This is a genomic window from Bradyrhizobium sp. S3.2.6 (assembly GCF_040546885.1).
Classification (GTDB): Bacteria; Pseudomonadota; Alphaproteobacteria; order Rhizobiales; family Xanthobacteraceae; genus Bradyrhizobium; species Bradyrhizobium cytisi.
Genome location: NZ_JBEPOS010000011.1, coordinates 182,677 through 209,233 on the forward strand (window position 1 = coordinate 182,677; position 26,557 = coordinate 209,233).

Genomic DNA, 26,557 nt, shown 5'->3' on the forward strand with positions numbered 1-26,557 from the left:
GAAGAAAACGCGTCTTACTAAAGTGACGAGGGGTTCGATGTTAGCGCATCGGACCCCTCACCAATTTTCAATGGTCGTCATTCCGGGGCGTGCGCAGCACGAACCCGGAATCCATCAAGCGGCAGAGACGGTGGATGAATGGATTCCGGGCTCTCGCTTCGCGAGCCCCGGAATGACGGCGAGACCTACGCCACAATCTCCCGCAACACACCCATCAATGCCTCCGGCGCGGTGACATTCGGTGCATGACTCGCATCGAGCTCGAAATAGCGCCAGCCCTCCTCGCTGTTCGTGCGTCTTGCGAATTGCCCGAACACATCGCCCGGTGGAATGCGCTTGCAGTAGATATAGCTGCGCGGCATCGCTGGCTCGCCGTGTTGAAGCTTCAGCTTGGTCTCGAAACATTTAAGCGGCATGTTGACGCGGCGCGCGTTGAGCCAGTCGAGATCGGCCTGCGGCGTGTCCGGCGGCGGCGGGTTTGGCGGGATGCGGTAGCCGTCGCCGGCGGCAGCAGCCTTGCGCATCGGTTCGCGCCCGGCCTCGTTGAGATCGAACAGCGACTGGCCATCGCGCGGCACGAAGGCGTCCAGATAGATCAATTGCTTCACGCGCTCTCTTGCGCGGTCGGCAACGCCCGTTGCAACCATGCCACCATAGCTGTGGCCGAGCAGCACGATATCGCCGAGATCCTCGAACGTGATGACGTTGAGGATGTCCTGGATATGCGTCTCAAGATCGATCGCGGGATTGGCGAGATGCGAACGCTCGCCGAGCCCGGTGTAGGTCGGCGCGATCAGACGATGGCCGGCCTGCGCCATCAGCGGATGCATCTTCGTCCAGGCCCACCCGCCGGACCACGCGCCATGACAGAGCAGGAAAGTCTTCGCGCGTTCAGTCATCGGCGTTTCCATCGTTCTTGTTGGATACGATGGAGTGTAACGGGCAGCCGCCCGATGTAAACGCCGCCGGGCGTCAAGCCGCGCGCGGCGCCTTGACGAGCACGGTCGCGAGCTGACCGGCTTCGCGCCGCAGCTTGCCCGCCTCAAAGCCGTGCATGCCGATCTGCCATTGCAAGCCCACGATGGCGCCCTTGGTCGGCTGCAGCAAAGCGAGCGAAGCAAACAGCGTCACCGGTAGCCACACCGCGAGTTGGAGCCAGACCGGTGGGGCATAAGCGGTCTCGACCGCGAGGATCGCCGGCACCACGAGATGACCGACCACGACCATCACCAGATAGGCCGGAAAGTCGTCGGCGCGCTGGTGAAGCAGCTCCTCGCCGCAATGGTCGCAGCTGTCCGCCACTTTCAGGAAGCGGCCGAACATATGCCCATCGCCGCAGTTCGGGCACTTGCCGCGAAAACCGCGCCACATCGCCTTTGCCAGAGAGACTGAACCGGTCGCCATGACGACACCTCTTCCATTTTGCTGGTCCATACAATAGTCTCTTGCATCCATACATTCAAAGGATACGAGCCTAAATTGCATGGATTGGACCCCTACAATCTCGGAGCTGAGCGGGCCGCGCTATCAGCGTATCGTCGAGGCCATGGAGGCCGACATCGCCGCCGGCCGGCTGGTGCGCGGACAGCAACTGCCGACGCAGCGTGCGCTCGCAAAGGCGCTCGGGATCGACCTGACCACGGTGACACGCGCCTACACCGAGGCGCGGCGCCGCGGCATCATGGAGGCGCGCGTCGGCCAGGGATCGTTCGTGTCGGAGACCAGCGCACGCCGCGCGGTCGACCTGCCGCATCCGGTGGCGATCGACCTCTCGATGAACGTGCCGCCGCACCCCCTCGAAGCGCAGCTCGACGAGCGCATCATCGCTGGCCTCGAAGCCATTCGCGCGCAATCGGGGCTCACCGCATTCCTGAACTACCAGCCGCCCGGCGGCAGCGCGCATGAGCGCGAGGTCGCCGCGCGCTGGATGCGTACGCGCGTTCCGCATGCGCACGCCGACAAGCTCGTGATCTTTCCCGGCGCGCAGACCATCCTGTTCAACCTGCTCGCCCATCTCGCGCGGCCGGGCGACGTCATCCTGACTGAGGCCCTCACCTTCCCCGGCATCAAGGCCGCAGCAGCACAGCTCGGCGTCAAGCTCGTCGGCGTCGCCATGGATGACGGCGGCGTGCTGCCCGATGCGCTGGCGAAGGCCTGCCGCACGCAGAGGCCAAAGGCCGTCTATCTCATTCCGACGCTGCACAATCCGACCACGGCGACCCTTGCCCCCGAGCGGCGCAGCGCGATCGCCAAGATCATCCGCGACGCCGATACGATGTTGATCGAGGACGACGCCTACGGGCTCCTCGATCGTTCGGCATCGCCGATCGCCAATCTCATTCCGGAGCGGACATATCTCGCGACCACACTGTCAAAATGCATAGCGCCGGCGCTACGCGTCGCTTATCTGCTCACGCCCGACAGCGGCGCGCAGCGTCAGATGCGCGGCCATCTCCAGGCGACCGTGCAGATGCCGGCACCGCTGATGGTCGCGCTGGCGACGCATTGGCTCGAAACCGGCGTCGCCGACCGCATCATCGCAGCGATCCGCAACGAGGCCGTCGGACGCCAGCAATTGGCACAGCGCGCGTTGAAGGGTTTTCAGTTCCAGGCGAAGCCCGCCGCACATCATTTGTGGCTGCACTTGCCGGAGGGGCGACCGGACGTCGCCGCGCATCTGCTGCGCAACGGGCTCGCGATCGTTGCCGGCGACGCCTTCACCGTCGACGGCACGTCGCCGCATGCGGCGCGCGTTTCACTCGGCGCAGCGCGCAACAGATCGGAATTGTCCGAGGCGCTGCGCATCCTGGTCGGCGTGCTGCAGAAGCCCGCCGACATCAGGCAGATCGTCTAGCAAACCAGGGAATCACGTTTACGTAGGGTTCTGAAATTGACCTCCCGCGCCGCATCTGTGCTATGCGCCATGCGACCACGGCTTTGGGATCGCCGGTAGCGACAGGGATTCATTGGTGGAAACGCTCACTTACGCGCTGCTCCTGTTCGGCGCGCTGGCCGGCGGCTTCGTGTCGGGACTGGCCGGCTTCGGCACGGCGCTGATGGCGCTCGGCATCTGGCTCTACGTGCTGCCGCCCTCGCTCGCGGTGCCCCTGGTGCTGATCTGTTCGGTGATCGCGCAGACCTCGACGCTGCCCTCGATGTGGAAGAGCTTTGACCTGTCGCTGGTGTGGCCGTTCCTGATCGGCGGATTGATCGGCGTACCGCTCGGGACCATGCTGGTCGCCTCCGCCGATCCAAAAGTGTTCAAGCTCAGCGTCGGCGTGCTGCTGCTGGTCTTCTCGAGCGCGCTGTACCTGAACAAGAAGCAATTCGCCATCGCCTTCGGCGGCCGCATCGCCGACGGCGCGATCGGATTTGCCGGCGGCATTTTGGGCGGGCTCGCCGGACTGTCCGGGCCGCTGCCGATCCTGTGGGCCAACATCCGCGGCTGGAACAAGCACGAGCGGCGCGGCATCTTCCAGCTCTTCAATTTCACGGTGCTTGCGACCGCGCTAGTGTTGCAGACGGCTTCAGGCCTGGTCGCGTTCAAGGTGGTCTGGCTCGCGATGGTCGCATTCCCGGGCACGCTGATCGGCGCATGGGCCGGCGCGCGCGTCTATCACGCGCTGAGCGACAAGCATTTCGGCGATGTGGTGCTCGGCCTGTTGTTTCTGTCGGGCGCCACCCTCGTCTGGAACAGCATCGGCACGCTTTAGCTGCCTGACAGCCCGGCAAATAAGCCGGAGCTGCAGGGATGAAGCATGCTGTCGTTACGCGGGCTCGCGTGCGAGCGGCACGACGGGCTCAGGGCTCGCCAGTTCTGCGGCTTTCTCCTTCGGAGGCGCCAGCCGCTTCCTGAACTCGCGGCGCAGCAACCACAGGCTCAGGGCGGCCTGCAGCGTGGTGGTCGCAATCGACAAGTACCAGACATGCTCCATCCGGAAGCCCGGCCACGTGGAGAGCCAGACCGACGGCAGAGAATAGGTGAGGACCCGCATTGCCGAGGTCCACAACACCGGCGTGGTGTTGCCAAGCCCCTGAAACATGCTGGAGCAGATAAAGATCAGCCCCTGCGCCACCATGTTGAACGAGATGATGCGCAAAAATAGCGACGCAACCGCCATCGTTTCCGGATCGTTCGAGAACCCAGCAAGCAGCAGGCCGGGCGCGAACTGCGCGACGATCAGGAAAGCAATCATTACGGCGGTCGCAATAAGCGACGCCTTGACAAAGGTCTCTCGCACGCGCGCCCCATTGCCTGCACCGAAATTCTGGCCGGCGATGGGCCCTGCAGCAAGCGCGACGGCGAGCGCCGGCATCTGGATCAAGCCGAGCAGACGCGTCCCGATGCCAAATCCTGCCTGCGCCGCCGGACCAAAAATGCTCAGCACGTAATAGCCCACGGCCATGATGATGAAGACCATCACGAACTCGCCGCCTGCCGGCAGCCCGACATTGAGGATTCTTTTCCACTGCCGAAGCTGCGGCCGCCATTGCGCGGGATGAAAGGCGACGTAACGCTCCCGCCTGAGGAAATAGACAAGCAGCATCAGCACGCCGATGAAGACCGCGATAGAGCTTGCAAGGCCCGCTCCGGCGACACCAAGCGCATGTCCGGTGCCCCAGCCCGTGATCAGCACCGGCGCCAGCGCGATGTTGATCGCCACGGCAAGGACCTGCACCAGCATACTCGGCCGCACGATGCCGGTCGCCCGCAATGCGGACGCCATCACCTGTGTCGCGAATTGCAGCGCCAGCGCCGGCATGAACCAGAGCAGATAGGTCGTGCCGGCCTCGATCGTGGCTTCGTCCGCCGCAATCGCGCGCATATAAGGGCGCGACAGTGCAAGCCCGCCCGCCAATGTCAGCAACCCGAACAGCACCGACAGGACGACCGCCTGGTTGAACACAAGATTGGCGTCATCGCGATCCTTGCGGCCCACGGCGTGCGCGACCAGCGCAACCGTGCCGACGCCGAGCATCTGCATCAGCGCGTTGACGAGGAAGCCGGCGTTGCCGGCCGCGGCGACGCCGGCCACGGCCGCATCGCCGAGCCCGGAGACGAAGTACAGGTCGACAAGCTGGCAGATCATGATCGTGATCATGCCGACCACGATCGGTGGCGCCATGCTCACGATGTGGCTCACGATCGAGCCGCGCGTCAGGTCCTTCATCTCATTCCATCCTCGACGACGTGACGGCGGGGCCTTGGCCCTGCCGCCGCGCGTCATTCCGCTGCTGCGATGTGCCCGAGCTCCACCACCTGGCGCTCGAACAGGCTGCGATAGATTCCGCCAGGCTTGCCCGCGAGCATGGCATGCGTGCCCTGCTCGACGATCTCGCCGCGATCGAACACCAGGATGCGATCGAGGCTGCGAACCGTCGACAGCCGGTGTGCGATCACGATCGAGGTGCGGCCTTTCATCAGTCGCTCCATCGCCTGCTGGATCAGCGCCTCCGATTCCGAATCGAGGCTCGACGTGGCCTCGTCCAGGATCAGCACCGGCGCATCGGCCAGGAAGGCGCGCGCCAGCGCCACGCGCTGCCGCTCGCCGCCCGACAGTTTCACGCCGCGCTCGCCGACCAGCGTGCCGTAGCCCTTCGGCAGGCGCAGGATGAAGTCGTGCGCATTCGCCAGCCGCGCCGCCTGCTCGATCGCCTCGAGGCTGGCACCGGGCCGGCCATAGGCGATGTTCTCGGCGAGCGAGCGGTGAAACAGGATCGGATCCTGCTGCACGATCGCGATCTGGCTGCGCAGCGATTGCTGCGTGGCCAGTGCGATATCCTGCCCGTCGATCAGCACGCGACCGCCGGTGACGTCGTAGAGCCGCTGCACCAGCTTGACGAACGTCGTCTTGCCGGAGCCGGAGCGGCCGACGAGACCGACGCGCTCGCCGGCGCGGATCCTGACCGACAGCCCGTCATACAGCGGCGCGCGATGGCCGCCATAGTGGAACGTGACGTCGTCGAACACGATCTCGCCGCCTTCGATCGTGATCCGCCGCGCGTGGGCTGCATCGGCGATGCCGATCGGCTCGTCATGGATCGCCACCAGCTCCTCCATGTCGTTGACCGAGCGCTGGAGGTTGTTGATGTGCATGCCAACGTCACGCAGATAGGCGTGGATGACGTAATAGCTCGTCAGCACATAGGTGACGTCGCCGGGCGAGGCATGCCCGTACATCCACAGCAGCACCGCGCCGCCGATCACCGACCCCCGCAGGCATAGCAGCAGGGAGAGCTGCGCCATGGCGGTGTAGTTGTAGCGGAACCAGGTCCGCCGCACCCGCGCACGCCAGCGCTTGACGACGCGCCCAAGCCGCGCATCCTCGCGCGCCTCCGCGCCGAACGATTTCACCACCGCATTGCATGTCAGCGCATCCGCCAGCGTGCCGCCGACCTTGGTGTCCCAGGCATTGGACACACGCGCAGCCGGCGCGATGTAACGCGTCGAGAACAGCACCGTCATCGTGACATAGATGGCCGCACCAAGCGCGATCACCGCGCCGAGCGAGGCCCAGTGCACGCCGAGCAGGATCATCGATCCGATCAGCACCGCCAGCGACGGTAGCAGTGCCAGCAGGATCGTGTCGTTCAGCAAATCGAGCGCCCACATGCCGCGCGTGATCTTGCGCACGGTCGAGCCCGCGAAGGAGTTGGCGTGCCAGTCGGTCGAGAAGCGCTGCACGCGCAGAAATGCGTCCTGCGCCACGTCGGACATGATCTTCAGCGTGAACGGCACGATCACTTGCAGCCCGGTCAGGCGCAACACCATCGACACCGCGCCCAGCACCACGATGCCGCCCAGCGCCACCAGCGCGGCGTGGCGGGCGGCAGGATCGGACGGGCCACGCGTCAGCGCGTCGACCAGCTGTCCTGAAAACACCGGCATGAACAGGTCGGCGACGGTCGCCCCTAACAGACCGACGGCAATGGCAAGCGTGCGCCCCGGCTGATTCAGCCAGTGCCGGAACACGAAGGGCAGGACCACGCGGATAGCCGCGGGCTTTTTTGACAAAGCGGTCATGGCGTCATCCGGCCGCATTGCCGCGGGCCGGCTCCATCGATGGACGCAGGCCAGCCGCGAGGGCCGGGACGGCGTCACTTAAAGCTGAACTTGACTTGGGAAGCGGAGCGATCGGGGCGTCTGGTCGAAACCCTGGCCCAATCGAAGCTGGCGGAAGCGGCCTCTAGCAGGCCGAGAACGTACCGAGCCAGATCATCATCGAGCGCGGAAACGCGATCTGCGAATGCGACGAAATCATGCAAATCTCTCCCCGGTTCGAATGAATGAGGTGCGCTTTATAGATGCACGATTCGCAATTTGCAACGGGCCCCGCGCGAGATCACGCACGAGTGTTGCATTTTGGTGCGCAGCCGCCCGGTCAAGCCGGGCGACGACACCGCGTGTAGCTCTTAATGCGAGTCGCCGCCGGCACCGAACGGCGAGGCCGGCCTGTTCAACAGCGTGACCAGGACGCTGAGGCTCAGATAGAACAAGGTCAGAATCAGAAACGCATCGCCATAGCTCATCACCACGGCCTGGCGGTGCACGATCTGGCTGAGCTGCTTCATCGCCATCAGCGTCGAGTCCCCAAGCCCCTGAAACTTCTGCTGGAGCATGGTCAGGGTTTCGGTCGCGGTTGCGTTGCCCCAGGTCACGCGCTCCTGCAGACGCGTGATGTGCAGGTCGGCGCGATCGTTGAGCACGGTGTTGATGACGGCAAGCCCGACAGCACCGCCGAGATTGCGCATCAAGTTGAACAGGCCGCTCGCATTCTTCACCCTGTCGGGCGGCAGCGTGCCGAGCGCGATGTTGTTGGTCGGCACCATCGCGAACATCATGCCGATGCCGCGCAGGATCTGCGGGATCAAGAGCTCGTAGAAATCGTAGTCGCGCGTGATCCAGGTCATCTGGTAGGAGCCGATCGCGAACACGATCAGGCCGAACGCGATCATGTAGCGCATGTCGAGGCTCGCCATCAGCCGGCCGACCAGCGGCGCGACCAGGAACATGGTGATGCCCGAGACGAACATGGTCTCGCCGATCATCAGCGCGCTGTAGCCGCGCACCTCGGCGAGATAGCGCGGATAGATGTAGGTCAGGCCGTAGAGGCCGATGCCGATGCAGAATTGCAGCGTGGAGCCGACCGCGAAATTGCGGTTGGTGAAAGCACGCAGATTGACGATCGGCTCGGCCGCCGTGAAGACGCGCACGAAGAAGGCGATCGCCGAGACCGCGCCGATCCAGGCGCAGATCGCCACCGAGGTGTCCTGCAGCCATTCATATTGCGGGCCCTCTTCCAGCACGTATTCCAGCGTGCCGAGGAATCCGGCCATGAAGATCAGGCCCCACCAGTCGAAACGGTCGAGCAATTCAAAGTGCGGCTCGTCGAAATCGACCAGCGCCAGCACGCCGAGGGTGATGCCGATGCCGGGGACGACGTTGATGAAGAACAGCCAGTTCCACGACATCAGATCGGTGATGTAGCCGCCGACCGTCGGTCCGATCGTGGGAGCCAGGGTCGCAACAAGCCCGATGATGGGGCCGACGATGTGGAATTTCGACCGCGGGAACACGGTGTAGGCCGAGGCGAACACCGTCGGGATCATCCCGGCGCCGAGAAAGCCCTGCAGCGTGCGCCAGAGGATCATCTCCTCGATGGTCGTGGCAAAGCCGCAGAGCAGGCTCGAAATCGTGAAGCCGGCCGCCGAGATCGCAAACAGCAGCCGAGTGCCGAAAGCGCGCGACAGGAATCCCGACAGCGGGATCGCGATCACTTCGGCGATCAGATAGGCGGTCTGAACCCAGGAGACCTCGCTCGAGCTCGCCGACAGGCCGGCCTGGATTTCGCTCAAGGACGCCGAGACGATCTGGATGTCCAGGATCGACATGAACATCCCGAACACCATGATGATGAAGGCGATCATCCGCTTCGGCGCAATCCGCTCCGAATCGGCGGCCGCCATCATGGCAGGTGAAAGAGTCGTGGCGTTCGCCATGTCTGACCTCGCAGCGCCGGGCCGCGCGCTTACAGCGGATGGACCATGGTGGGATCGTCGAGATCGATCTCGCTGTCGGCGTCGGCGGCACCCTTGTTGGTGTCGACCGTCGCGTAGACCGACATGCCGGCGCGGAGCAGGTTCTGCTTGGCAACCGCCTTCGGCACGCGGATGCGAACCGGCACGCGCTGCACGATCTTGGTGAAGTTGCCTGTGGCGTTGTCAGGCGGCAGCAGCGTGAACACCGAGCCGGAGCCCGCCGCGATGCTGTCGACGACGCCGGAGAACTTGCGCATGCCGTAGGCATCGACCTTGATCGTCACCGGCTGTCCGGGACGGATGCGCTTGAGCTGGGTTTCCTTGAAATTGGCGTCGATATAGACGTCGTCGAGCGGCACGACATTGCCGAGGCGCTGGCCGACGGCAACGAAGTCGCCGGCGCTGACGAGGCGGTTGGAGAAGATGCCGTCGACCGGCGCGCGCACCGCAGTGAAGGCGAGATCGCGCTCGGCCTTGGCGAGCGTGGTCTTGAGCTCGGCGAGCTGCGCCTGGGCTTCGGCCTGCTGTGCCTTGGCGACATCGACATTGCTCACCGCAACGTCGTAGGCGGCCTGAGCGGCCTTGACCGCGGCGGCGCCCTGGTCGCGACCGGCCTCCGAGGTTTCGAAGGTCGCGCGCGAGGCAAAGCCCTTGTTGCTCAGCGCCTGCTGGCGCTCATAGTCGAGATCGGCGCGCTTGAGGCCCGCCTCGGCAGAGACGAGCTGCGCCTTGGCCTGCGCGACCTGGCTGTCGAGCGCCGCGACCTGGCGGCCGATGCGGTCGATGGTGGCCTGCTGGGTCGCGATCCGGGTCGCAGCCGCGTCGACCGCGATCTTGTAGTCGCCGTCGTCGATGCGCAGCACGGTGTCGCCGGCATGCACCAGCGCGTTGTCTCGGGCCAGGATCGAGGAGATATGGCCGGCCACGCGCGCGCCCAGCATGGTGTTGTTGGCGCGAACATAAGCGTCGTCGGTGGAAACGAAGAAGCGGCCGACCAGCGTGTAGTAGCCGGCATAGCTTGCCGCCGCGAGCGCCAGCACGAGGCCGATGCCCATCATGACGAATTTGCGCTTGCCGGATTTCGGCGCGGCAGCGGCGGGTGCGGTCGGAGCCGGCTTGTCGGTCACGGGCTTCTCCGGCGCCTCGCCGGTGCGGCGCTTGGTTTCTTCAGCCCCATGAGAGCGCAGCTGCTCGGCGAGCACTGCGGACGGCCCGGTCGCAGCTTCACCGTCCGCCGTCGTCGTCTCCACCGCTTCCTGGCGAAGGACGCGCGCAGCCTGGTCTCTCGATGTGGCCATAAAGGCCTCCCCAATAAAAACGCGGCCCGGGGCAGCCGTCGCACGGCCGCTGTCCCGCTCGCCCATCCCGAATATATTGACCGAACGGTTCGGTCAATATACCTAATGTTCCCGAGCTGACCCTACTGGCCGAATCCTCTATTTGGGTTTCATGGACCGAGCGCCGACCCAAAACCTTTCGAGACGCTAAACCAATGGTTGCAGCGAACCGCGAACAATTGCACGCCCTCCCGGACGAGGACAGCTCCAAGCGGCGCCAGATCCTTGCCGGCGCCCGCAAGGTGTTCATGGATCTGGGCTTCGACGGGGCCAGCATGGGCGAGATCGCGCGCGCGGCCGGCGTCTCCAAGGGCACGCTGTACGTCTACTTCGCCGACAAGAGTGCGCTGTTCGAAGCGATCCTCGAGGAGGAAGCGCTCCAGCACGGCCAGGTCGTGTTCAATTTCGACCCCGCGCGCGACGCCGAGACCACGCTGAGGGATTTCGGCGCGGCCTATCTTCATCTGCTCTGCCGGCCCGGCGGCGGATCGGCGATCCGCACCGTGATGGCGATTGCCGAACGCATGCCCGACGTCGGCCGACGCTATTATTTCCGGGTGCTGGACAAGACCATCGGCCGGCTATCCGAATATCTCAAAGCCCATGTCGCCCCCGGCGATCTCGCGATCGATGATTGCGACCTTGCCGCCTCGCAGTTCATGGAACTGTGCAAGGCCTCACTCTTTCTGCCTTTCGTCTTCCAGGCCGCGCCGCCGCCGTCGGAACAGCGCATGATGGAAGTGATCGACAGCGCGACGCGGATGTTCCTGGCCGCGTACAAGGCGAAGTAGCGGCGGCAGGCCACGCGTTGCGCATGCGGTTCGCGCTGCATTATATTGAGCGCCATGTCCCGTGATCTTCGCCCGCCGGTCGATATCCTCCATTATGAGATCGTCCAGGAACAGGCCTCAGCGCTTGGACGAATGGGCCGCACGCTCGAACAGGCCCTCGCGGAATTGCGCGCATTCGATGCCACGCACCCGCGCCCGGAGATACCGGCCTCGCTGCAGCCGGCCCGGCGCAAGCTGGTGATGGCCGCCGGCCAGGCGCTCTGGATGTTCGTGGTGCAACGTGAAGCGACCGGCCTGCGCGACAGCCGCCACATCATGCGGACCTACAACGTCCCGGCCGAGGTGCAGCTATGCATGGGGTTGGCGCCGTCGACGGATGTCGGAAAACGCAGGTCATGATCACCGCCGGTCGCCACCGCGCACTTGTGCAAGATGCCTGGAGCGAGCTGGCCGTCCGCACCGCGATTGCAGATATCGTTGCCGATGCCATCGCTGATTTCGATCCCGAGACGTTTTGGCTCGGTCACCCCGGCGACGACGGGGTGGGAGACGGCAACCCCAGCTTCTACTTTGGCGCGGCCGGGGTCATCTGGGCGCTCGATTATTTGCATCGTGTCGGCGCCAGCCCTGCCGCAAAGGACTTTCGTGCGGTCCTGCCAAAACTCCTCGAACGGACAACCGCAGGGTTTGAGAGGGTTTCGCCGGCCGGCTATGCCAAGCACGGCTCGCTGCTATTTGGCGACATGGGAGCCGCACTTCTCGCCATGCGCCTTGATCCCACGCCGGGCTTGGCCGATCTCGTCCATGCGCGCGCCGAAGCCAATACCGAACTCCCGATCCGTGAACTGATGTGGGGCATGCCCGGATCCATGCTGGCTGCGATCCACATGGCCGAGATGACACGGGAGCCGCGATGGCGTGGCCTGTTCGAAACGCAAGCGGCCCGGCTGTTGGATGATCTGGAGGAAACGCCGCAAGGGCGGCTCTGGACCCAGGATCTGTACGGCGCCAAGGACCGCTGGCTTGGGCCTGTGCATGGCTTCGCCGGCAACATCATCCCGTTGCTGCGTGGATGGGACTGGTTGACGCCGGCACAGCAGGCGCAATTGGCCGATGTTGTGCCGCAGACCTTGGCCGCGAATGCTTGGTCGTCCGAGCTCGGAACCAATTGGGGCGCGAGAAGCAAGCGCGAGACGCCACCGACTTTGTGTCAGCACTGCCACGGCGCCCCCGGCATGGTGACGACATTTGCCGACGCGCCGTTCGCGACGCCGGACTTTGACGAACTTCTGCTGGATGCCGGCCGGTTGACCTGGACCGCCGGACCGCTAACCAAGGGCTCGAACCTGTGCCACGGCACCGGCGGGAACGGCTACGCATTCCTCAAGCTTTACCGCCGCACGAACGATCCGGTCTGGCTCGACCGTGCACGCCAATTCGCCATGACGGCCATTGTGCAGTATCGCGGCGCCAGGACGGTCGTTGACCGCGGACGCTATTCGCTTTGGACCGGCGACGTCGGCCTGGCGATCTACCTCTGGGACTGTATCACCGCGGAGCCGCGCTTCCCGACAGTCGACGTGTTCTGACCCGAAGTGTGGTCGCTCGCTGTGCAGGGCTACGCCCCGGCGGGATCGATTTGCACCTGCGGATGCGTGAGATAGCCGACGATGTCGGCGGGCATTCTGAAATGTGTCCGTCTAATCGTCCGAGAACTCGTCTTCCTCGTTGATCTTCTCGTGCTTGCTCTTGCGCGCACCGAGCGCGCCGGTCACGGAGGGATCGCGATTGCTCGCATACGGATTGCGCCGCTGCGCCCGCGCCGCGACCTCTTCGCCGGAGACTGCGGCCGGCTGGCAGATCAGGCGGCGGCTGGCGCGGCGCATTAGGTCGACGTGGATGTGATCGTAGTGATAGACGTTCGAGCCCGGCGCGAGCACGGTGGTGAAATGCGCGCACGCGCCGGATTGCACGTCGCGCAAGAATCCCTGCTCTTCCGGCATGCCGCGCCAGCCGTCCTTCACGCTGATGCGGCGGCCATCGGCGAGCACGAAGGCGGCAACGTCGAGCGCATTGCCGAAGGCGTGCTCGGAGATATGGGCGCTCGGGTTGCCGTTCATGCCGCGGCAGGAATAGGCGGAGATCTGCTTGATCTCGACCACGCGGGCGCCGAACCAGCGCATCGCCGAAGGCTGCACGCTGTCGGCAAACCAGCGGTCGAGCTCGGAGACGATCGGACAGGCCAGCGTCGCCGGCGGCTTCACCGCGACCGGACCGACCGCGGTGACGGGATTGCCCTGCGCCGGACCCAAGCGCGGCAGCGGCTGCTGTGCGGGGGCCTGCGAATAAGGCGCCGGACCGGGCTGCCGCGCCGGATAGCTCGGCGCATTCATGTAGCGCGCGGCGCCCGCGGCGTCGGTGCCTTCGGGCGGCAGATCGATCTCGTCTTCATGTGGCGCCACGCCGGGCGCGCTGAGCGACACCGGGCCGGAGGAGGCGCCATAGCCGGACGGCTGGCGCGCCACGCTCTCGGGATAGTTCGACCGCTGCGGATAGCCAGCCGCCGGATAATTCGATTGCGGCTGCGTCACCGGCCAGCGCGGCTGATTGCCGATACTGCCGGGCGGGCGCAGCTCCTCATCGGCGAAACCGTAGCTGCTCGCCCCCTCGCCGATGGCGGCGACCTTCAGCGGAAACTCGGCGCCGCACATGCCGGGGCCGGAGATCGGCTCGATCCGGACGATGTCGGCGCTCTCTTTCACGGCGCCCGATTTCAGGCACGCCGCTTCTGCCTCGGCCCGCCACGGTTCGCGTTCGGCCTGGAACAAGCCGCGTCCGCAACCCGCGAGCGAAACAAGGACGATGGAGCCGACGAGATACAAACGAACTCCGCGCGTCATGCGCGCACGTTCGGTGAATTTACTTAAAGACTCTTCAACGTGTCGATTTCAGCTTTCCTTTACCATGACGCGTCCGCGGCCGCAGGCGAACGACAACGAGGCTGACTTTTTTCGGCGGTGAGTTTTTGTTAACCATAATGATTGCGCGCAAGGCGGCGCGCAGAGGGAGCGATCCCAAGCGGGATCTCAGGAGCAACGTCATGACGTTCGTCGGGAGACTGAGCGTTGTCACCGCGTACCTTGCCATGGCCTTTGTCGGCGCCATCGTGCTCGGCATGATCTAGCAGCGTCCACCGACCGCATCACGGGCCTGCCCGGCTGAAGCCAGATTGTCTGGCCGCCGGGCGTTTTGGGTTGCTCAGAAATTCGAACGGTTCGATCCGGTGATGCCACCAATCTTGAAATCGCGCTGCAGATCAGCAGCGTTGCGCTGTCTCACCCAGGCAGCCGTTGTGAGGTCCATCACAGATGGGCGGAGGCATTGGGCATAGGGTCGAACCACATCCGGTCCACGACAGACTTCAGTCCATATCGGGACCACGCCATTTCGGAGGTTGTCATGAACAAGCTCACCATCGCCGCCACCGCCGTCTTCCTCGCATCAACTGCCGTCGCACATGCCGGCAATTCGCTCTCGTTCCAGATCGAAGGCCAGCGCATCCGCATCGAGACGCCGCGCAACTGCGCCTCGCTCGATTGCGTCACCATCGTGGCGCCGGGCCTGTCGAACAAGCCGATCAAGCTGAACGACATCAATCTCAACGGCCTTGGCGGCTCCAAGGACGATGACGACACCACGCCGTCGACGACGACCGCGCAGCCCGCGCCGGCTCCGGTGCAGCAGCAGCCCGTGGCGCCCGCGCCGATGCAGGCCACCGCGCCAGTCGCACCCGCTGCCGCTGCCCTCGCCACGACCGTTGCCACCGCGCCATCTGTCGACACGACCACGCAGCCTGCGCCGGGTGCCGCTCCTGCTCCGGTCGCCGCTGCTCCCGCTTATGCGCCGGCTCCGGCACCTGCTCCGGCTCCCGTCGCGCCCGTGCAGGCCGCGAACACGCCGCTCGGCGTGTGGGCGACCGAAGAGAACAAGGGCAACGTCCGCGTCGAGCAGTGCGGCACCAACCTCTGCGGCTATGCCGAGAAGAGCAATGAGCGGATCCTGATCAACATGAAGCCCGACGGCGCCAAGTGGAGCGGCCGCATCCACGATCCCGACTCCGGCCGCAACTACGACTCGACGATCGCGATGAAGGGTCCGAACGCGATGCGTGTGCAGGGCTGCGCCTTCGGCGGCATGTTCTGCGGCGGCCAGACCTGGAAGCGGGTGGGCTGACGCCGACGGCCTCGCCGCCGGCAAACGTTCTTGTTCCCAAGATGGCGCCACGTCCCTGACACCGGGACGTGGCGTTTGTACGTTCGCCCGTCCCGTGCGACAGACGTTCATCCGCCATTCAGTCAGCTCCGGCTGATATCGACCGATCTCGCCTCTTGTTCTCACCGGGACCTCATTCGTGACTTTGATGGTGGCTTGGCGCCGCGTCGTATTTGCTTTGCCGCTGCTGGCGCTGCCGCTGGCCGGCGTGGACAGGGCGTGCGCGTCCGACGCAATCGAGCTCGCGCAAGCCCAGGCACAAGCGCAGCCGCAGGCGACGCCTGCCCCCTCCCCCACGCCATCGGCCTCGCCGGCGCCGGCCGGCGATGCGCAGCCCGCCACTGTGGAGCCGATCGGCAACGTCGCGACGGTGACGGGGATCGCGACCGTGATCCGCGACAAGAACTCCTATCCGCTGAAGGTGCGCGACGACATTTATCTCAACGACGTCGTGCAGACGTCCTCGAACTCCTCGCTCGGCATCACCTTCAACGACGCAACCACGTTCAATCTCTCCGCCGGCTCAAAGATCACCATCGACAATTACGTCTATGAGGACGGCGGCAAGCAGAACTCGGCGATCTACGACATCGGCAAGGGCACGGTCGCCTTCGTCGCGGCGGCGGTGGCGAAGACCGGCGACATGAAGATCGCAACGCCGACTGCAACGCTCGGCATTCGCGGCACCACCGGCGTGGTCGACGTGCCTGAGAACGCGACCGCGAACACTGCGAATAACGTCAACATCAAACTCTATCCCGACGCCGACGGCCGGGTCGGCCATATCGATGTCAACGACCGCACCAGCGGCACGCGGCTCGGCGCGCTGACGCAAGCCTCGAGCGGCTTTGCGATCCGGCCGGGTGCGGCCGGCCCGGGCGGCATGCGCTTTGCCGCGGTGCCGATCACGATCCCACCGCAGCAGATCGCGCGCGACCGCGGCTTCGTCAGCCAGGTGCACGCGGCGCAGACCACCGGCCGCCAGATCGTCACCGAGCAGCGCGACTTCCGCCGCGCCAATCCGGCCGCGATCAGCCGCATTCCGCGACCGGCGCAGCCGCCGCAGCAACAGCAATTGCGTCCGAACACGGCGCCGAACCAGCAGCCGCAGCGGCCGAACGGCCAGCCCGGTCAGAACAACCGTCCGGGCACGCAACAGCCGCAGCGTCCGGGACAAGGCGGCGCGACCCAGCCGCGTCCCGGACAAGGCACGCAGCCCGGCGGCGCGCCGCAGACGCAGCCACAGCGCAGCGGACAATCTCCGCGAGCGCCCGGCGCGATCGCGCCCCGGCCGGGCACGACGCCACAGCCGCAAACGCCGCGCACCGGATTGCAGCCCGGCATGCAGCCGGCCGCCCAGCCGCAACAAGGCACAGCACCACACCAGCCCGGCCTGCAGCAGCGCCTGCCCGCCGCGCAACGCCCAGTCGCGCCGCGCAAGCCTGCGCCAGCTCCCGCTCCGAAGGAAAAGAAGAAGCGATAGGTTGGCGAGCGCGCCTCCCCGTCATTGCGAGGAGCCCTTGCGACGAAGCAATCCAGAGTCCCTCCGCGGAAAGATTCTGGATTGCTTCGCTGCGCTCGCAATGACGACGTGGCGAGAGCGAACTCTCCTCCATCCGCATCAACGCGTGGATGCACCCGCAAGCGGGGCGCGAAGCAACCTCACGCCTCGCCGCGCAACCAGGCCCGCACCTTTTGCAGCAGGCCGTGCCGCAGCTCATCGACGGAGGCAGCCTCGGCGGGCGTCAGGGTCTGCAAGGCCCCGTCGATGTCGTCGGCGGCCAACGTCGGCTCCGGCGCGGGTGACGATGCGAGGCCGGCCGCGGCGATCGCGATCGGGCCAACCTGGGTGAGGAAGGCGCGCTCGTATTCGCGCGACAGGCGCGCGAGCGCGTCGTCCAGCGTCAGCCAGTCGACCGCCTTGATGTCGTTCATGAGCTTGCGGACGGGACCGGCCCCAGCCTCCATCCGCCAGAAATGCACGATCTTGATGGGGCCGGCGGACTGGTAGGCTATCGTGCCCAGAAACTCTTGCACGACCACGTCGTGGCCGGTCTCCTCCAACACCTCGCGATGCGCGGCTTGCTTCGGCGTCTCGCCATCGTCGAGCTTGCCCTTGGGCAAAACCCATTCATTGCGCTTGCGTTGGCGCACAACCGCGATCAGCGGCGTGTCGCCACGCCGCAGCACAATACCACCCGCCGCCATCACCGGCGCCCGCGCCATCACAAGATCCGTGTCGATCGAATTGTCCCGGCGGACGATATAGGCGGCCGAGACGGCGGATTGAAGGCTAGTTTTTCCTCAGCAGCGCTTGACCGGCGCGGATGCGCGTCCCCTCAGTGATACCGTCGCAGAACGAAAAATCACCGGGCGCCAGGATGATGATGGTCGACCCGTGCTCGAACCAGCCGAGCTCCTCGCCCTTGGTCACACTGACGTCGCAGGGGAAATTGACGGGACCGCGTGTCTGCGCATTCAGCACCATGTCGAGGAAATGCAAGCGGATGCTGGCGACCAGGATCGCGGCGACCGGCACCAGCGTCACGGCCTCGCCGGTCGACAAATGCGTGCGGATCACCGCGCGCTCGTTCTTGCAAAACAGCCGCTCGACCCGCTTCAGCGCGATCGGGTTGACGTTCCAGACGTCGCCATGGATCAGCGTGACGCGCTCGATATGCGCATCGAACGGTGCGTGGAAGCGGTGATACATGCTCGAGGTCAGCCGCAGCGTCACGAAGCTTCCGTTGCGGTGCTGCTCGACCAGCGCGGGATCGCCAAGCAGGTCGAGCAGCGAATAGGGCGCGCCCTTGACCTGGAACAGCTCGGTGTCGGCGATACGGCCATGGGCGCCGACAATGCCGTCCGAGGGACTGGCGACCACCGACGGATCCGGATCAAACGGCCGTAGGCCCGGCTTGAGCTCACGGGTGAAGCAGTCGTGCAGACTGCTGAAACGGTCTTTCTTCGCCTCCGACAGATCGAGGTCGGAGAACAGCTTCCACAGCGCGATGGAGCCGTCCCGCACCAGCGGGTTCTCGATCTTGGAGAACCACCCCATGAAGCGGGTCAAGCCTGCGCGGGGGATGCGGTTGGTCAACAGGAAGTTGAGGTCTTCCTGCTGGGTGAAAGAGGCGATGAGGGCTTTGACTGTCATGAATCTGTCAGCTCGCAGTATTAGCGCTTGTTGTCATGGAAACGACACTCCCGATTCTCTCATTTTCCGTGGCCGCCGCAGCGTCCGCTGCCGCCGCCTTCCCGAAGCTGAAGGCGCGGATCGAACTGTCCCGCGCCAAGCACCGCTCGCTCGCCGGGCACTCCAAGATGTCGCGCCGGGTGGCAAAGCTGCTGCCGTTCTACGAGTTCGAGGGTGACAAGTATTTCGGCTGCGACGGCGCGCCTGACAATGTGGTGATGCAGCGCAAGGAGGCCTTCTTCCGCCTTGCAGCTCTCTACGCCGATCGCTACCCCAAGGGCCGCGCGATGACGAAGGAAGCGGCGGAGACGATCTCCGACCTCAACTTCACCGAAACCTACCGCGTGCCGTTCCAGTTCTCGCGTCTCGTCCGCGAGCATCTGGGCACCTCGACCTTCATGGAATCGTCGAGCGGCGTTACCGTCACGGATGTCGACGGCAACACCTCCTACGACCTCACCGGGTCCTATGGCGTCAACATCTTCGGCAACGACTTCTACAAGGAATGCATCGAGGGCTCCCAGAAGCGGGCGCACGCGCTCGGCCCGGTGCTCGGCCCCTATCATCCCGTCATCCTCGAGAACGTGCAGCGGCTCTGCCAGATCTCGGGTCTCGACGAGGTCTCGTTCCACATGTCCGGCACCGAAGCGGTGATGCAGGCGGTGCGGCTCGCGCGCTACCACACCAAGCGCACCCATCTGGTTCGCTTCGCCGGCGCCTACCACGGCTGGTGGGGCGACGTGCAGCCGGGTGTCGGCAATCCGATCAATGCGCACGAGACCTACACCCTCTCCGAGATGTCGGAGAAGACGCTGCACGTGCTGCGCACGCGCAAGGACATCGCCTGCGTGCTGGTCAATCCGCTGCAAGGGCTGCATCCGAACGCCAACGCGCCCGGCGATTCCTCGCTGGTCGACTCGTCGCGCGGCGGCAATTTCGATCGCGTGGCCTACACCGAGTGGCTGAAGCAGCTGCGCGAAGTCTGCACCGAGCGCGGCATCGTGCTGATCTTCGACGAGGTCTTCGTCGGCTTCCGGCTCGCCGGCGGCGGCGCCCAGGAATATTTTGGCGTCAAGGCCGACATGGTGACCTACGGCAAGAGCCTCGCCGGCGGCCTGCCGGTCGGCGTGGTCTGCGGCAGACACGAGCTGATGCGCCGCTTCCGCGACGACCGTCCCGCCGACATCTGCTTCGCCCGCGGCACCTTCAACTCGCATCCCTATGTCATGACGGCCATGGACGAGTTCTTGAGCCGGCTCGCCAGCCCGAATTTCCGCGCCATCTATGACGGGCTGGACGCGACCTGGAACGGCCGCGCGCAAAAACTCAACCAGATGATGACCGACGCCAAGCTGCCGGTGCAGTTCGCAAACTTCTCGTCGATCTGGACGGTGAAATACACCACCCCGTCCCGCTACAACTGGATGCTGCAATATTACCTTCGCGCCGAAGGCCTGTCGCTGAGCTGGGTCGGTACCGGCCGGCTGATCTTCAGCCTGAACTACACCGATGCCGACTTCACTGAGGTCGCCGACCGCTTCGTCCGCGCCGCCGGGAAGATGAAGGCCGACGGCTTCTGGTGGCACGATGGCGCGCTCACCAACAAGAACATCAAGCGGCAGATCCTGAAAGAGATGCTGGCCAAGCGCTTCGGGCGCTGAGGCTAGTTCCTCCAACGCCGTCATCGCCGGGCTTGTCCCGGCCATCCACGCGCTTCTGCACGAAACTTCCAAGACGTGGACGCCCGGGACAAGCCCGGGCATGACGTAACCATCAGACATTGGAGTGGTCAGTGTGCGCAGCGCGTTCAGGCGTGCTGCTCTTCGAGCGTGGGCTCGGAGATGAGGCCCAGCGTGTGCTCGGGGTTGAGGTGCAGGCCGGGGTCCATCAGCTCGCCGCGCATCAAGGCGAGCGGGGCGCTGCGATAGAGCATCAAATCGTGGAAGGGGTCGGTCAGGATCTTGGTCATCCAGACCAGGCCGGTCTCGACGTCGCGGATGAAGAACAGGTGCACGGTGCGGAACAGGAGACCGCCGCCGCCGATCACGAGCCAGATCTTGGCGACCTGCCGCATGAAATCGGTCGCGCTCGCCCAGGGGGTAAACAGGCCGAACAGCGTGGGGTCGACGAACAGCACTAGCGGGGATGCCGCCCAGATCGCCATCAGCACCACCTTGCGCTGAAGGTTGTAGCCGACCTTAATGTCTTCCTTGTACTCATGCGTCGCCTGGTTGATATGGTCGTAATCGTGCGGCTCGAAGAAGAAGTGACCGGCCTGGCGCGAGGTCATCGAGACCAGCCAGCCGACCAGCGCCGAGATCATGGGATCGACGAACAGCCAGACATAGGCAAAGAGAAAGCTCAGCGCGCTGACGAAGTGCAGGCTCTGATTGATGCGGCTGTGGTGATAGTAGCGATGGTCGTCCCAGCGCTGGATCCGCAGCTGCTCGATATAATTCTTGATCATGCTCTCCCCCAAAATGCTTTCGGGTTCAGGATTTACAGGGATTCGATGTAGGCCGTGTGACATCATGATTTTGTCATGTGACGATGCAGCGACGCGATGACGCACGCGAACGCGTGAGCGGCGGATCGCGCCGCTCCGACGCAGACTTGCTCAGGCTGCCTTGGCGACGTCGACCTTGCGGAAGCGCACCAGCGAGAAATGACCGAGCGGCGGAATCAGGCGGCGCTCGGCAAGCTCGATGCCCTTGGCGCCGGCCAGCCACTTCGCATAGCGCGACCAGGCGAACTCAGCGGTGCGGAAGCCGAGCGGACGCACCACCGGCTGGAGCTTCTGCTCGATGAATCGGCGCATGCCGGTATCGGCGCTGACGCGGGTGAGGATGATCAGTTCGCCGCCCGGACGCAGCACGCGGGCGAATTCATCGAGCGCGACTTCCGGATTCGGCACTGCGGTGACGACATACTGCGCCATCACGACGTCGAAGGAATTGTCGGGGAATTCGAGCTTCTCGGCGTCCATCACCGCGAGGCCTTCGACGTTCTTCAGGTTGCCCTCGGTGACGCGCTGGCGTGCCTTGTCGAGCATCGCTTCCGAAATGTCGGTGCCGAAGATGCGCAAGTTCGGGGCATAAAGCGGCAGCGAAATGCCGGTGCCGACGCCGACCTCGAGCACGCGGCCGCCGATCTTGTTGGTGGCTGCGATCGCGGCCTGACGGCCCTTGGCGAACACGCCGCCGAACACGAGATCGTAGACCGGCGCCCAGCGATCATAGGCCTGCTCGACCGTGCCGCGGGTGAGGTCGAGCTGCTGGGTGCCGTCAAGGTTCATGATCTTAGCCATCGATGAGGTTCTCGCTGTGGGTCAAAATATGGATCAGCCGCGCACCGGCCGCCGCGCCATGCGAGGCGAGGCGCGCAGGACGCGGCTGGGCTGGAGTGAGGTGAGATTGCCGACGAACTGGCGCGCGCTGTTCTCCCAGGAACGCTCCAGCGCGAAGTTGCGGCAGGTCTCGCGCGACATGGTGAGTGCGCGCAAGCAGGCGGCGCGCAGATCGTTGTCGATCGCGCCGATCGGATGATCGGCGATGACGTCCTTCGGTCCCGTCACCGGAAACGCCGCAACCGGCGTGCCGCAGGCGAGCGCTTCGAGCTGCACCACGCCGAACGTGTCGGTGAGGCTCGGGAACACGAAGACGTCGGCGGCGGCGAGATGCGCGGTCAGATCCGCGCCCTTCTTCTCGCCGAGGAAAACCGCGTCCGGATATTTCTTCTCCAGCGCGGCCTTCTGCGGGCCGTCGCCGACGACGACCTTGGTGCCGGGCAGATCGAGCGCGAGGAACGCCTCGAGATTCTTCTCCACCGCAACGCGGCCCATGGTCATGAAGATAGGACCCGGCAGGTCGAGCCTGGCCGGAGCGTCCGGATGAAACAGCTCGGTGTTGACGCCGCGCCCCCAGAAGCCCAGCCGCTTGAAGCCGCGCCCCGACAGCTCCTGCCGCAGCGACGGCGTCGCCACCATGGTCATGGCGGCGGCATCGTGGAAGTGGCGCAGCACGGCATAGCCGACGGCGTCCGGGATGCCGGTCCGCACCGAGACGTATTCCGGAAAGCGCGTGGTGTAGGAGGTGGTGAAGGCGAGACCGTTGCGGCGGCAATAGGCGCGCGCCGCCCAGCCGATCGGGCCTTCGGTTGCGATATGCAGCGCTTCGGGCGCGGCCCTCTCGATCCGCCGCGCGATCTCCTTACCCGCAGGCAGCGCCACGCGCAGGCCCGGATAGGTCGGCAGCGGCCACGACCGGAAGCCGTCCGGCGTCAGGAAGTCGATCTCGACGTCGAAGGCCTTGGCGGCGGTCGCCAGCGAGGTCAGCGTCCGGACCACACCGTTGACCTGCGGATGCCAGGCGTCAGTCGCGATTAATACCCGCATGGGGAAATCCCGAGAGTTTGATGATTCTCGGCTTAGGACCATCAACCACGGATATTTCAGGCGTGTGACGTCACATAAGTGTCGGCGCGCTGTTTTGTTCGTTAACAGCCTGGCCGGGCCACGAAACCGTCATGAAACAATCCTTGCCGCGACGAAACCGTTTTCGGTTTTCCGTGCAAACGTCCCGAAACTTCTTGTCGTTAGTGATTGACGCAACGGAGCACCGAAACGGTGCCGGGGTGACCAAGAAACACCACGCAGACAGGGGCGACCAATGTTCAATCTGGACACGTTCAAGACGTTTTCGCGCGCCGTTGCCGTCAGTGCAGTGGCTGTGACCGCAATCGCATTTGCCGGCCCCGCCAAAGCCGCGCCCGTGCAGCTCTTCCCGTTCTTCCAGCCGCTGCCGACGATGACTGCGCCGCAGCCGCTTCAGCCGTACCAGCCCTATCAGGCGCCGACCTATCAGACCGCACCGTCCGAGGATCAGGACGCGGTCGAGACGCCGGCCCGCTTCCGCCGCCAGACCGTCAGCTACGCAACGCGTGAAGCCCCGGGCACCATCATTATCGATACGCCCAACACCTATCTTTATTACGTGCTCGGCAACGGCCAGGCGATCCGCTACGGCATCGGCGTGGGCCGCGATGGTTTCACCTGGTCCGGCACGCAGTCGGTGACCAAGAAGGCCGAGTGGCCGGACTGGACGCCGCCGCCGGAAATGATCCAGCGCCAGCCCTATCTGCCGCGCCACATGGCCGGCGGCCCCGGCAACCCGCTCGGCGCCCGCGCCATGTATCTCGGCGGCACCGTCTACCGCATCCACGGCACCAACGCCCCCGACACGATCGGCAAGCACGTCTCCTCCGGCTGCATCCGCCTGACCAATGACGACGTCTCCGACCTCTACGCCCGCGTCAACGTCGGCACCAAGGTGATCGTGCTGCCGATGACGGAGCGCCGCGCCGAGCTTCGGTAGCGCCACGCGGTAAGCGACTGGACATTGTGACGCAAACGGCCCCGGAACTGACCGGGGCCGTTTTCGTTTGCAACGAGCACGCCTGGTCACCCCAAGTGGAGGCGCAGATGCAATCACGCCTGCAGACATCGCGCGACACATGGCTGCCCCCGATCGCCGCCGTGGGAGCATTGACGCTGCTCCTCTCCGCGTCCTCCTCGCTCGCGCAACAGCCGGCGAGCGATGATGCAGCCCAACAGGCTTTCAACAATTCCTGCCGCACCTGCCATTCGGTGAAGGAAGGCGACAATCGCCTCGGTCCCAACCTCAACAAGATCATCGGACGCAAGGCCGGTTCGCTGCCGAACTACAACTACTCTCCGTCGATGAAGGAAGCCGGCTTCGTCTGGGACCAGGACAAACTCGTCCGTTTCATGGTCAAGCCGGACGAGGTCGTCCCGGGCAACAAGATGCAGCCCTATGGCGGCGTCTCGCCTGACGAAGCGGCCAAGGTGGTTTCCTATCTGCAGTCGGCGTCGGACTCACGCTAAAGATCCGATCGGCGGGTCCGCCGCGGCCGCAACCGACAATTGCCTCGCCACGGTCAGCGTGATTTGTTGGGTCGACGAGGAATAATGGGATGAACAAGAGCACTCTCGAATACCGTGACAGTGTTGCCGAGCTTCGCGGCGTCTTGGTCGCTGATGGTTCACCTGCCGCGAAGCGCCCCGGCATAATCCTGTTCCCCGACGCGCGCGGCATCGGCACGCATGCGACTGCGCAGGCGGAACAATTGGCGAGGCTCGGCTTCGTCGTGCTCGTGGCCGATCTCTATGGCGGCGGCAAAACGGCGCCCGACGTGCCGCAGGCGATCGTACTCATGAATGCGTTGCGTGCCGACACCACGCGCTGGCGCGAACGCGCAGACGCCGCGCGTCTGGCGCTGATGCAGCAGACGACGGTCGATGCAGGAAAGCTCGCAGCCATCGGATATTGCTTCGGCGGCACGACGGCCCTCGAACTGGCGCGGACCGGCGCCGATCTTGCAGCCGTCGTGAGCTTTCACGGCGGGCTCGCCAGCGAACGGCCCGAAGACGCAGCCAACATCAAGGGCTCGGTGCTGGTCTGTCACGGCGCGGCCGACGCACTGGTGTCGCCGACGCAGCTCGCGAGCTTCGAAGACATCATGAGCAGGACATCCGTCGACTGGCAGGTCCATGTCCATGGCGGCGCCGCACACGGCTTCACCAATCCCGAGCTCATAGACATGGGGCTTCCGAACCATGCCTATCACGAGGCCGCCGACCGGCGCTCCTGGGCTGCCATGCTCGGCCTGTTCGAGGACGTCTTTGGGATGAGGCTGCGCTAGACGATCCCGATGGACATCGACCGGATATGACAGCCGCTCCCGCCGCCGACCTCGCGATCAGACGGCGTCCGTCACTTACCCGACGGCGCCCCGCCGCCCCGAGATCAGCCTCAGCCACGCCGCCGCGTGAAACGCGCTCATCAGCAGATACATCGGCACCATCCCGCCGAGCATCGAGCCGTGCCCGGCGGCGCAGAGCATGTCCGCCGGACCACCGCCGAGAACCGCCGTCAGCAGGGCCATGACCGCGAAGGTCGGGGTAGCCGCAAGACCCAGCCATCTGGCGACGTGGGATGCGGTCACCACCTCTCCGCCAGCACGGCCGGCGTCGGCAGCCGCGCCGGCGGGATGGGCCTCGGTCACTGCGCGCCCTTCTCGCGAAGCGCCTTTTCTCCGGCATCGGACACCTCGACCCACTTCTTGTCGGGCGCGCTACCGTCCTCGTAGCTGTCGTGCCAGTTCCACCATTTGTAGGTCGGCGTCTGCGGATAGCCGGCCGGCGAATCCTCCCAGACCTCCTGGCGGCCGAGCGGGGTGATGTCGAGGTAGTTCCAGGTGCCGCCCATCTGCTCGTCGCCGCGGCTCTTGATCAGATAGGTACGGAAGATCCGCCCGCCGTCGCGGTAGAACACGTTGGTCCCGTGCCACTCACCGACGCCGAAATCGGCATCAAAACTGTCGGTGATGGTGACCCACGGGATGTTCCAGCCCATCCGCGCCTTCAGCCGCGCGATATCCGGCTGCGGGGCGCGCGAGGCGAACACCAGCGTGGTGTCGCGGGCGTTCAAATGCGCGACATGGGCGACCTGGTCGGCCACCATGGAGCAGCCGCGGCAGGCATGGTCGGGCCAGCCGAACACGCCCGGCTCGAAGAAGGCCCGGTACAGGATCAGTTGCCTTCGGCCCTGGAACAGATCGAGCAGACTGGCCTTGCCCGAAGGCGTCTCGAATGCGTAGGTTTTGTCGACTTCCATCCACGGCATGCGCCGGCGTTCGGCGGCGAGTGCGTCGCGGGCACGGGTATGCGCCTTTTCCTTCACGAGCAGTTGCTGACGGGCTGCCTCCCAGTCCTGCGGCGACACCACTGGCGGTGTTTGCATGGCGGGCTGTCCGTTGGTTCCTGCTTTTTCTGCTGATGTCATCATGGCTCTCCAAACCTCTTGCTCACCGCACATTGTCGGCCGTCAACGATTTCTGGCACC

At 65.1% G+C, this 26,557-nt stretch carries 24 protein-coding genes and 1 pseudogene; 11 read left to right on the forward strand and 14 right to left on the reverse strand.

The genetic code is table 11. The features are described 5' to 3' along the window. Window positions 1–185: 185 nt before the first annotated feature. Both ABID58_RS20835 and ABID58_RS20840 read right to left on the reverse strand, forming a co-directional pair. Complete coding sequence (locus ABID58_RS20835) at window positions 186–899, reverse strand: alpha/beta fold hydrolase (RefSeq protein ID WP_354034289.1); 714 nt, start codon at window positions 897–899, stop codon at window positions 186–188. A gap of 73 nt (window positions 900–972) precedes the next feature. After that, window positions 973–1,404, reverse strand: coding sequence for a DUF983 domain-containing protein (locus ABID58_RS20840; protein WP_354034290.1), 432 nt, complete (start codon window positions 1,402–1,404; stop codon window positions 973–975). 79 nt (window positions 1,405–1,483) lie between these two features. On the opposite strand from ABID58_RS20840, the gene ABID58_RS20845 reads away from it, so the two are divergent. Then, the gene (locus ABID58_RS20845) at window positions 1,484–2,854 is read left to right on the forward strand and encodes an aminotransferase-like domain-containing protein (RefSeq protein WP_354034291.1); all 1,371 of its coding nucleotides are present in this window, start codon (window positions 1,484–1,486) and stop codon (window positions 2,852–2,854) included. Between the two features lie 115 nt (window positions 2,855–2,969). Then, window positions 2,970–3,713 carry a sulfite exporter TauE/SafE family protein gene (locus ABID58_RS20850; RefSeq protein WP_354034292.1) on the forward strand — a complete coding sequence of 248 codons (744 nt, stop codon included), beginning with the start codon at window positions 2,970–2,972 and terminating at the stop codon, window positions 3,711–3,713. 54 nt (window positions 3,714–3,767) lie between these two features. Here ABID58_RS20850 and ABID58_RS20855 read toward each other — a convergent pair whose 3' ends face one another. The 4 genes from ABID58_RS20855 to ABID58_RS20870 form a co-directional block, all read right to left on the reverse strand. Then, window positions 3,768–5,171, reverse strand: coding sequence for an MATE family efflux transporter (locus ABID58_RS20855; protein WP_354034293.1), 1,404 nt, complete (start codon window positions 5,169–5,171; stop codon window positions 3,768–3,770). A gap of 53 nt (window positions 5,172–5,224) precedes the next feature. Beyond that, a complete protein-coding gene (locus tag ABID58_RS20860; protein WP_354034294.1) occupies window positions 5,225–7,024 on the reverse strand; it encodes an ABC transporter ATP-binding protein in 1,800 nt (599 codons plus the stop codon). A 389-nt stretch (window positions 7,025–7,413) separates the two neighbouring features. Continuing rightward, on the reverse strand, window positions 7,414–9,000 hold the full coding sequence (locus ABID58_RS20865; protein WP_354034295.1) for a DHA2 family efflux MFS transporter permease subunit: 1,587 nt from the start codon (window positions 8,998–9,000) through the stop codon (window positions 7,414–7,416). A 29-nt stretch (window positions 9,001–9,029) separates the two neighbouring features. Further along, the gene (locus ABID58_RS20870) at window positions 9,030–10,337 is read right to left on the reverse strand and encodes an HlyD family secretion protein (protein WP_354034296.1); all 1,308 of its coding nucleotides are present in this window, start codon (window positions 10,335–10,337) and stop codon (window positions 9,030–9,032) included. Between the two features lie 194 nt (window positions 10,338–10,531). Between ABID58_RS20870 and ABID58_RS20875 the strand changes: the two genes are divergently transcribed. The 3 genes from ABID58_RS20875 to ABID58_RS20885 are packed head-to-tail and all read left to right on the forward strand — an operon-like array spanning window position 10,532 to window position 12,756. Further along, entirely contained in the window at window positions 10,532–11,167 is a 636-nt protein-coding gene (locus tag ABID58_RS20875; protein WP_354034297.1) for a TetR/AcrR family transcriptional regulator, read from the forward strand. Between the two features lie 54 nt (window positions 11,168–11,221). Beyond that, a complete protein-coding gene (locus tag ABID58_RS20880; protein ID WP_354034321.1) occupies window positions 11,222–11,566 on the forward strand; it encodes a DUF6665 family protein in 345 nt (114 codons plus the stop codon). Beyond that, the gene (locus tag ABID58_RS20885; protein WP_354034298.1) at window positions 11,563–12,756 is read left to right on the forward strand and encodes a lanthionine synthetase C family protein; all 1,194 of its coding nucleotides are present in this window, start codon (window positions 11,563–11,565) and stop codon (window positions 12,754–12,756) included. Before ABID58_RS20880 ends, ABID58_RS20885 begins: the two co-directional genes overlap by 4 nt. A 111-nt stretch (window positions 12,757–12,867) precedes the next feature. Here the strand turns inward: ABID58_RS20885 and ABID58_RS20890 are convergent, their stop codons facing one another. After that, window positions 12,868–14,067: an extensin-like domain-containing protein gene (locus tag ABID58_RS20890; protein WP_354034299.1), complete on the reverse strand. Its 1,200-nt coding sequence runs from the start codon at window positions 14,065–14,067 to the stop codon at window positions 12,868–12,870. 559 nt (window positions 14,068–14,626) lie between these two features. On the opposite strand from ABID58_RS20890, the gene ABID58_RS20895 reads away from it, so the two are divergent. Beyond that, window positions 14,627–15,400, forward strand: a complete 774-nt coding sequence (locus ABID58_RS20895) for a DUF2147 domain-containing protein (RefSeq protein ID WP_354034300.1) — start codon at window positions 14,627–14,629, stop codon at window positions 15,398–15,400. A 187-nt stretch (window positions 15,401–15,587) separates the two neighbouring features. Beyond that, a complete protein-coding gene (locus tag ABID58_RS20900) occupies window positions 15,588–16,922 on the forward strand; it encodes a FecR family protein (protein ID WP_354034322.1) in 1,335 nt (444 codons plus the stop codon). Between the two features lie 179 nt (window positions 16,923–17,101). Here ABID58_RS20900 and ABID58_RS20905 read toward each other — a convergent pair whose 3' ends face one another. Further along, window positions 17,102–17,665 carry an NUDIX hydrolase gene (locus ABID58_RS20905; protein ID WP_354034301.1) on the reverse strand — a complete coding sequence of 188 codons (564 nt, stop codon included), beginning with the start codon at window positions 17,663–17,665 and terminating at the stop codon, window positions 17,102–17,104. A 67-nt stretch (window positions 17,666–17,732) separates the two neighbouring features. Continuing rightward, window positions 17,733–18,596 carry an archaetidylserine decarboxylase gene (gene asd, locus ABID58_RS20910; protein WP_148750528.1) on the reverse strand — a complete coding sequence of 288 codons (864 nt, stop codon included), beginning with the start codon at window positions 18,594–18,596 and terminating at the stop codon, window positions 17,733–17,735. Window positions 18,597–18,631: 35 nt separating this feature from the next. Between asd and ABID58_RS20915 the strand changes: the two genes are divergently transcribed. Beyond that, window positions 18,632–20,296, forward strand: a complete 1,665-nt coding sequence (locus ABID58_RS20915) for an aminotransferase class III-fold pyridoxal phosphate-dependent enzyme (protein ID WP_354034302.1) — start codon at window positions 18,632–18,634, stop codon at window positions 20,294–20,296. Between the two features lie 146 nt (window positions 20,297–20,442). On the opposite strand, the gene ABID58_RS20920 is transcribed toward ABID58_RS20915, so the two are convergent. The 3 genes from ABID58_RS20920 to ABID58_RS20930 all read right to left on the reverse strand — a co-directional run bounded on the left by ABID58_RS20920 (window position 20,443) and on the right by ABID58_RS20930 (window position 23,028). Further along, window positions 20,443–21,102, reverse strand: coding sequence for a hypothetical protein (locus ABID58_RS20920; RefSeq protein ID WP_148750530.1), 660 nt, complete (start codon window positions 21,100–21,102; stop codon window positions 20,443–20,445). Window positions 21,103–21,252: 150 nt separating this feature from the next. Beyond that, window positions 21,253–21,942: a class I SAM-dependent methyltransferase gene (locus ABID58_RS20925; RefSeq protein ID WP_148750531.1), complete on the reverse strand. Its 690-nt coding sequence runs from the start codon at window positions 21,940–21,942 to the stop codon at window positions 21,253–21,255. A 33-nt stretch (window positions 21,943–21,975) separates the two neighbouring features. Beyond that, complete coding sequence (locus ABID58_RS20930; protein ID WP_354034303.1) at window positions 21,976–23,028, reverse strand: glycosyltransferase family 4 protein; 1,053 nt, start codon at window positions 23,026–23,028, stop codon at window positions 21,976–21,978. A 274-nt stretch (window positions 23,029–23,302) separates the two neighbouring features. On the opposite strand from ABID58_RS20930, the pseudogene ABID58_RS20935 reads away from it, so the two are divergent. From ABID58_RS20935 to ABID58_RS20945, 3 genes and pseudogenes are all read left to right on the forward strand, one after another. After that, window positions 23,303–24,020: pseudogene (locus ABID58_RS20935) on the forward strand (L,D-transpeptidase). A gap of 94 nt (window positions 24,021–24,114) precedes the next feature. After that, window positions 24,115–24,537 (forward strand): c-type cytochrome, encoded by a 423-nt coding sequence (locus ABID58_RS20940; RefSeq protein ID WP_354034305.1) that lies wholly within the window; start codon window positions 24,115–24,117, stop codon window positions 24,535–24,537. A gap of 89 nt (window positions 24,538–24,626) precedes the next feature. Beyond that, window positions 24,627–25,355, forward strand: a complete 729-nt coding sequence (locus tag ABID58_RS20945; RefSeq protein ID WP_354034306.1) for a dienelactone hydrolase family protein — start codon at window positions 24,627–24,629, stop codon at window positions 25,353–25,355. A 75-nt stretch (window positions 25,356–25,430) separates the two neighbouring features. On the opposite strand, the gene ABID58_RS20950 is transcribed toward ABID58_RS20945, so the two are convergent. After that, complete coding sequence (locus ABID58_RS20950) at window positions 25,431–25,718, reverse strand: hypothetical protein (protein ID WP_502916419.1); 288 nt, start codon at window positions 25,716–25,718, stop codon at window positions 25,431–25,433. After that, window positions 25,715–26,500: a DUF899 domain-containing protein gene (locus ABID58_RS20955; RefSeq protein WP_354034307.1), complete on the reverse strand. Its 786-nt coding sequence runs from the start codon at window positions 26,498–26,500 to the stop codon at window positions 25,715–25,717. Before ABID58_RS20955 ends, ABID58_RS20950 begins: the two co-directional genes overlap by 4 nt. Between the last annotated feature and the right edge of the window lie 57 nt (window positions 26,501–26,557).

Coding starts and splice junctions, on each gene's coding strand:
- ABID58_RS20835 (WP_354034289.1), bottom strand. CDS start 899: ATGACTGAACGCGCGAAGACTTTCCTGCTCTGTCATGGCGCGTGGTCC.
- ABID58_RS20840 (WP_354034290.1), bottom strand. CDS start 1,404: ATGGCGACCGGTTCAGTCTCTCTGGCAAAGGCGATGTGGCGCGGTTTT.
- ABID58_RS20845 (WP_354034291.1), top strand. CDS start 1,484: ATGGATTGGACCCCTACAATCTCGGAGCTGAGCGGGCCGCGCTATCAG.
- ABID58_RS20855 (WP_354034293.1), bottom strand. CDS start 5,171: ATGAAGGACCTGACGCGCGGCTCGATCGTGAGCCACATCGTGAGCATG.
- ABID58_RS20860 (WP_354034294.1), bottom strand. CDS start 7,024: ATGACCGCTTTGTCAAAAAAGCCCGCGGCTATCCGCGTGGTCCTGCCC.
- ABID58_RS20865 (WP_354034295.1), bottom strand. CDS start 9,000: ATGGCGAACGCCACGACTCTTTCACCTGCCATGATGGCGGCCGCCGAT.
- ABID58_RS20870 (WP_354034296.1), bottom strand. CDS start 10,337: ATGGCCACATCGAGAGACCAGGCTGCGCGCGTCCTTCGCCAGGAAGCG.
- ABID58_RS20875 (WP_354034297.1), top strand. CDS start 10,532: ATGGTTGCAGCGAACCGCGAACAATTGCACGCCCTCCCGGACGAGGAC.
- ABID58_RS20880 (WP_354034321.1), top strand. CDS start 11,222: ATGTCCCGTGATCTTCGCCCGCCGGTCGATATCCTCCATTATGAGATC.
- ABID58_RS20885 (WP_354034298.1), top strand. CDS start 11,563: ATGATCACCGCCGGTCGCCACCGCGCACTTGTGCAAGATGCCTGGAGC.
- ABID58_RS20890 (WP_354034299.1), bottom strand. CDS start 14,067: ATGACGCGCGGAGTTCGTTTGTATCTCGTCGGCTCCATCGTCCTTGTT.
- ABID58_RS20895 (WP_354034300.1), top strand. CDS start 14,627: ATGAACAAGCTCACCATCGCCGCCACCGCCGTCTTCCTCGCATCAACT.
- ABID58_RS20900 (WP_354034322.1), top strand. CDS start 15,588: ATGGTGGCTTGGCGCCGCGTCGTATTTGCTTTGCCGCTGCTGGCGCTG.
- ABID58_RS20905 (WP_354034301.1), bottom strand. CDS start 17,665: ATGGCGCGGGCGCCGGTGATGGCGGCGGGTGGTATTGTGCTGCGGCGT.
- asd (WP_148750528.1), bottom strand. CDS start 18,596: ATGACAGTCAAAGCCCTCATCGCCTCTTTCACCCAGCAGGAAGACCTC.
- ABID58_RS20915 (WP_354034302.1), top strand. CDS start 18,632: ATGGAAACGACACTCCCGATTCTCTCATTTTCCGTGGCCGCCGCAGCG.
- ABID58_RS20920 (WP_148750530.1), bottom strand. CDS start 21,102: ATGATCAAGAATTATATCGAGCAGCTGCGGATCCAGCGCTGGGACGAC.
- ABID58_RS20925 (WP_148750531.1), bottom strand. CDS start 21,942: ATGGCTAAGATCATGAACCTTGACGGCACCCAGCAGCTCGACCTCACC.
- ABID58_RS20930 (WP_354034303.1), bottom strand. CDS start 23,028: ATGCGGGTATTAATCGCGACTGACGCCTGGCATCCGCAGGTCAACGGT.
- ABID58_RS20940 (WP_354034305.1), top strand. CDS start 24,115: ATGCAATCACGCCTGCAGACATCGCGCGACACATGGCTGCCCCCGATC.
- ABID58_RS20945 (WP_354034306.1), top strand. CDS start 24,627: ATGAACAAGAGCACTCTCGAATACCGTGACAGTGTTGCCGAGCTTCGC.
- ABID58_RS20955 (WP_354034307.1), bottom strand. CDS start 26,500: ATGATGACATCAGCAGAAAAAGCAGGAACCAACGGACAGCCCGCCATG.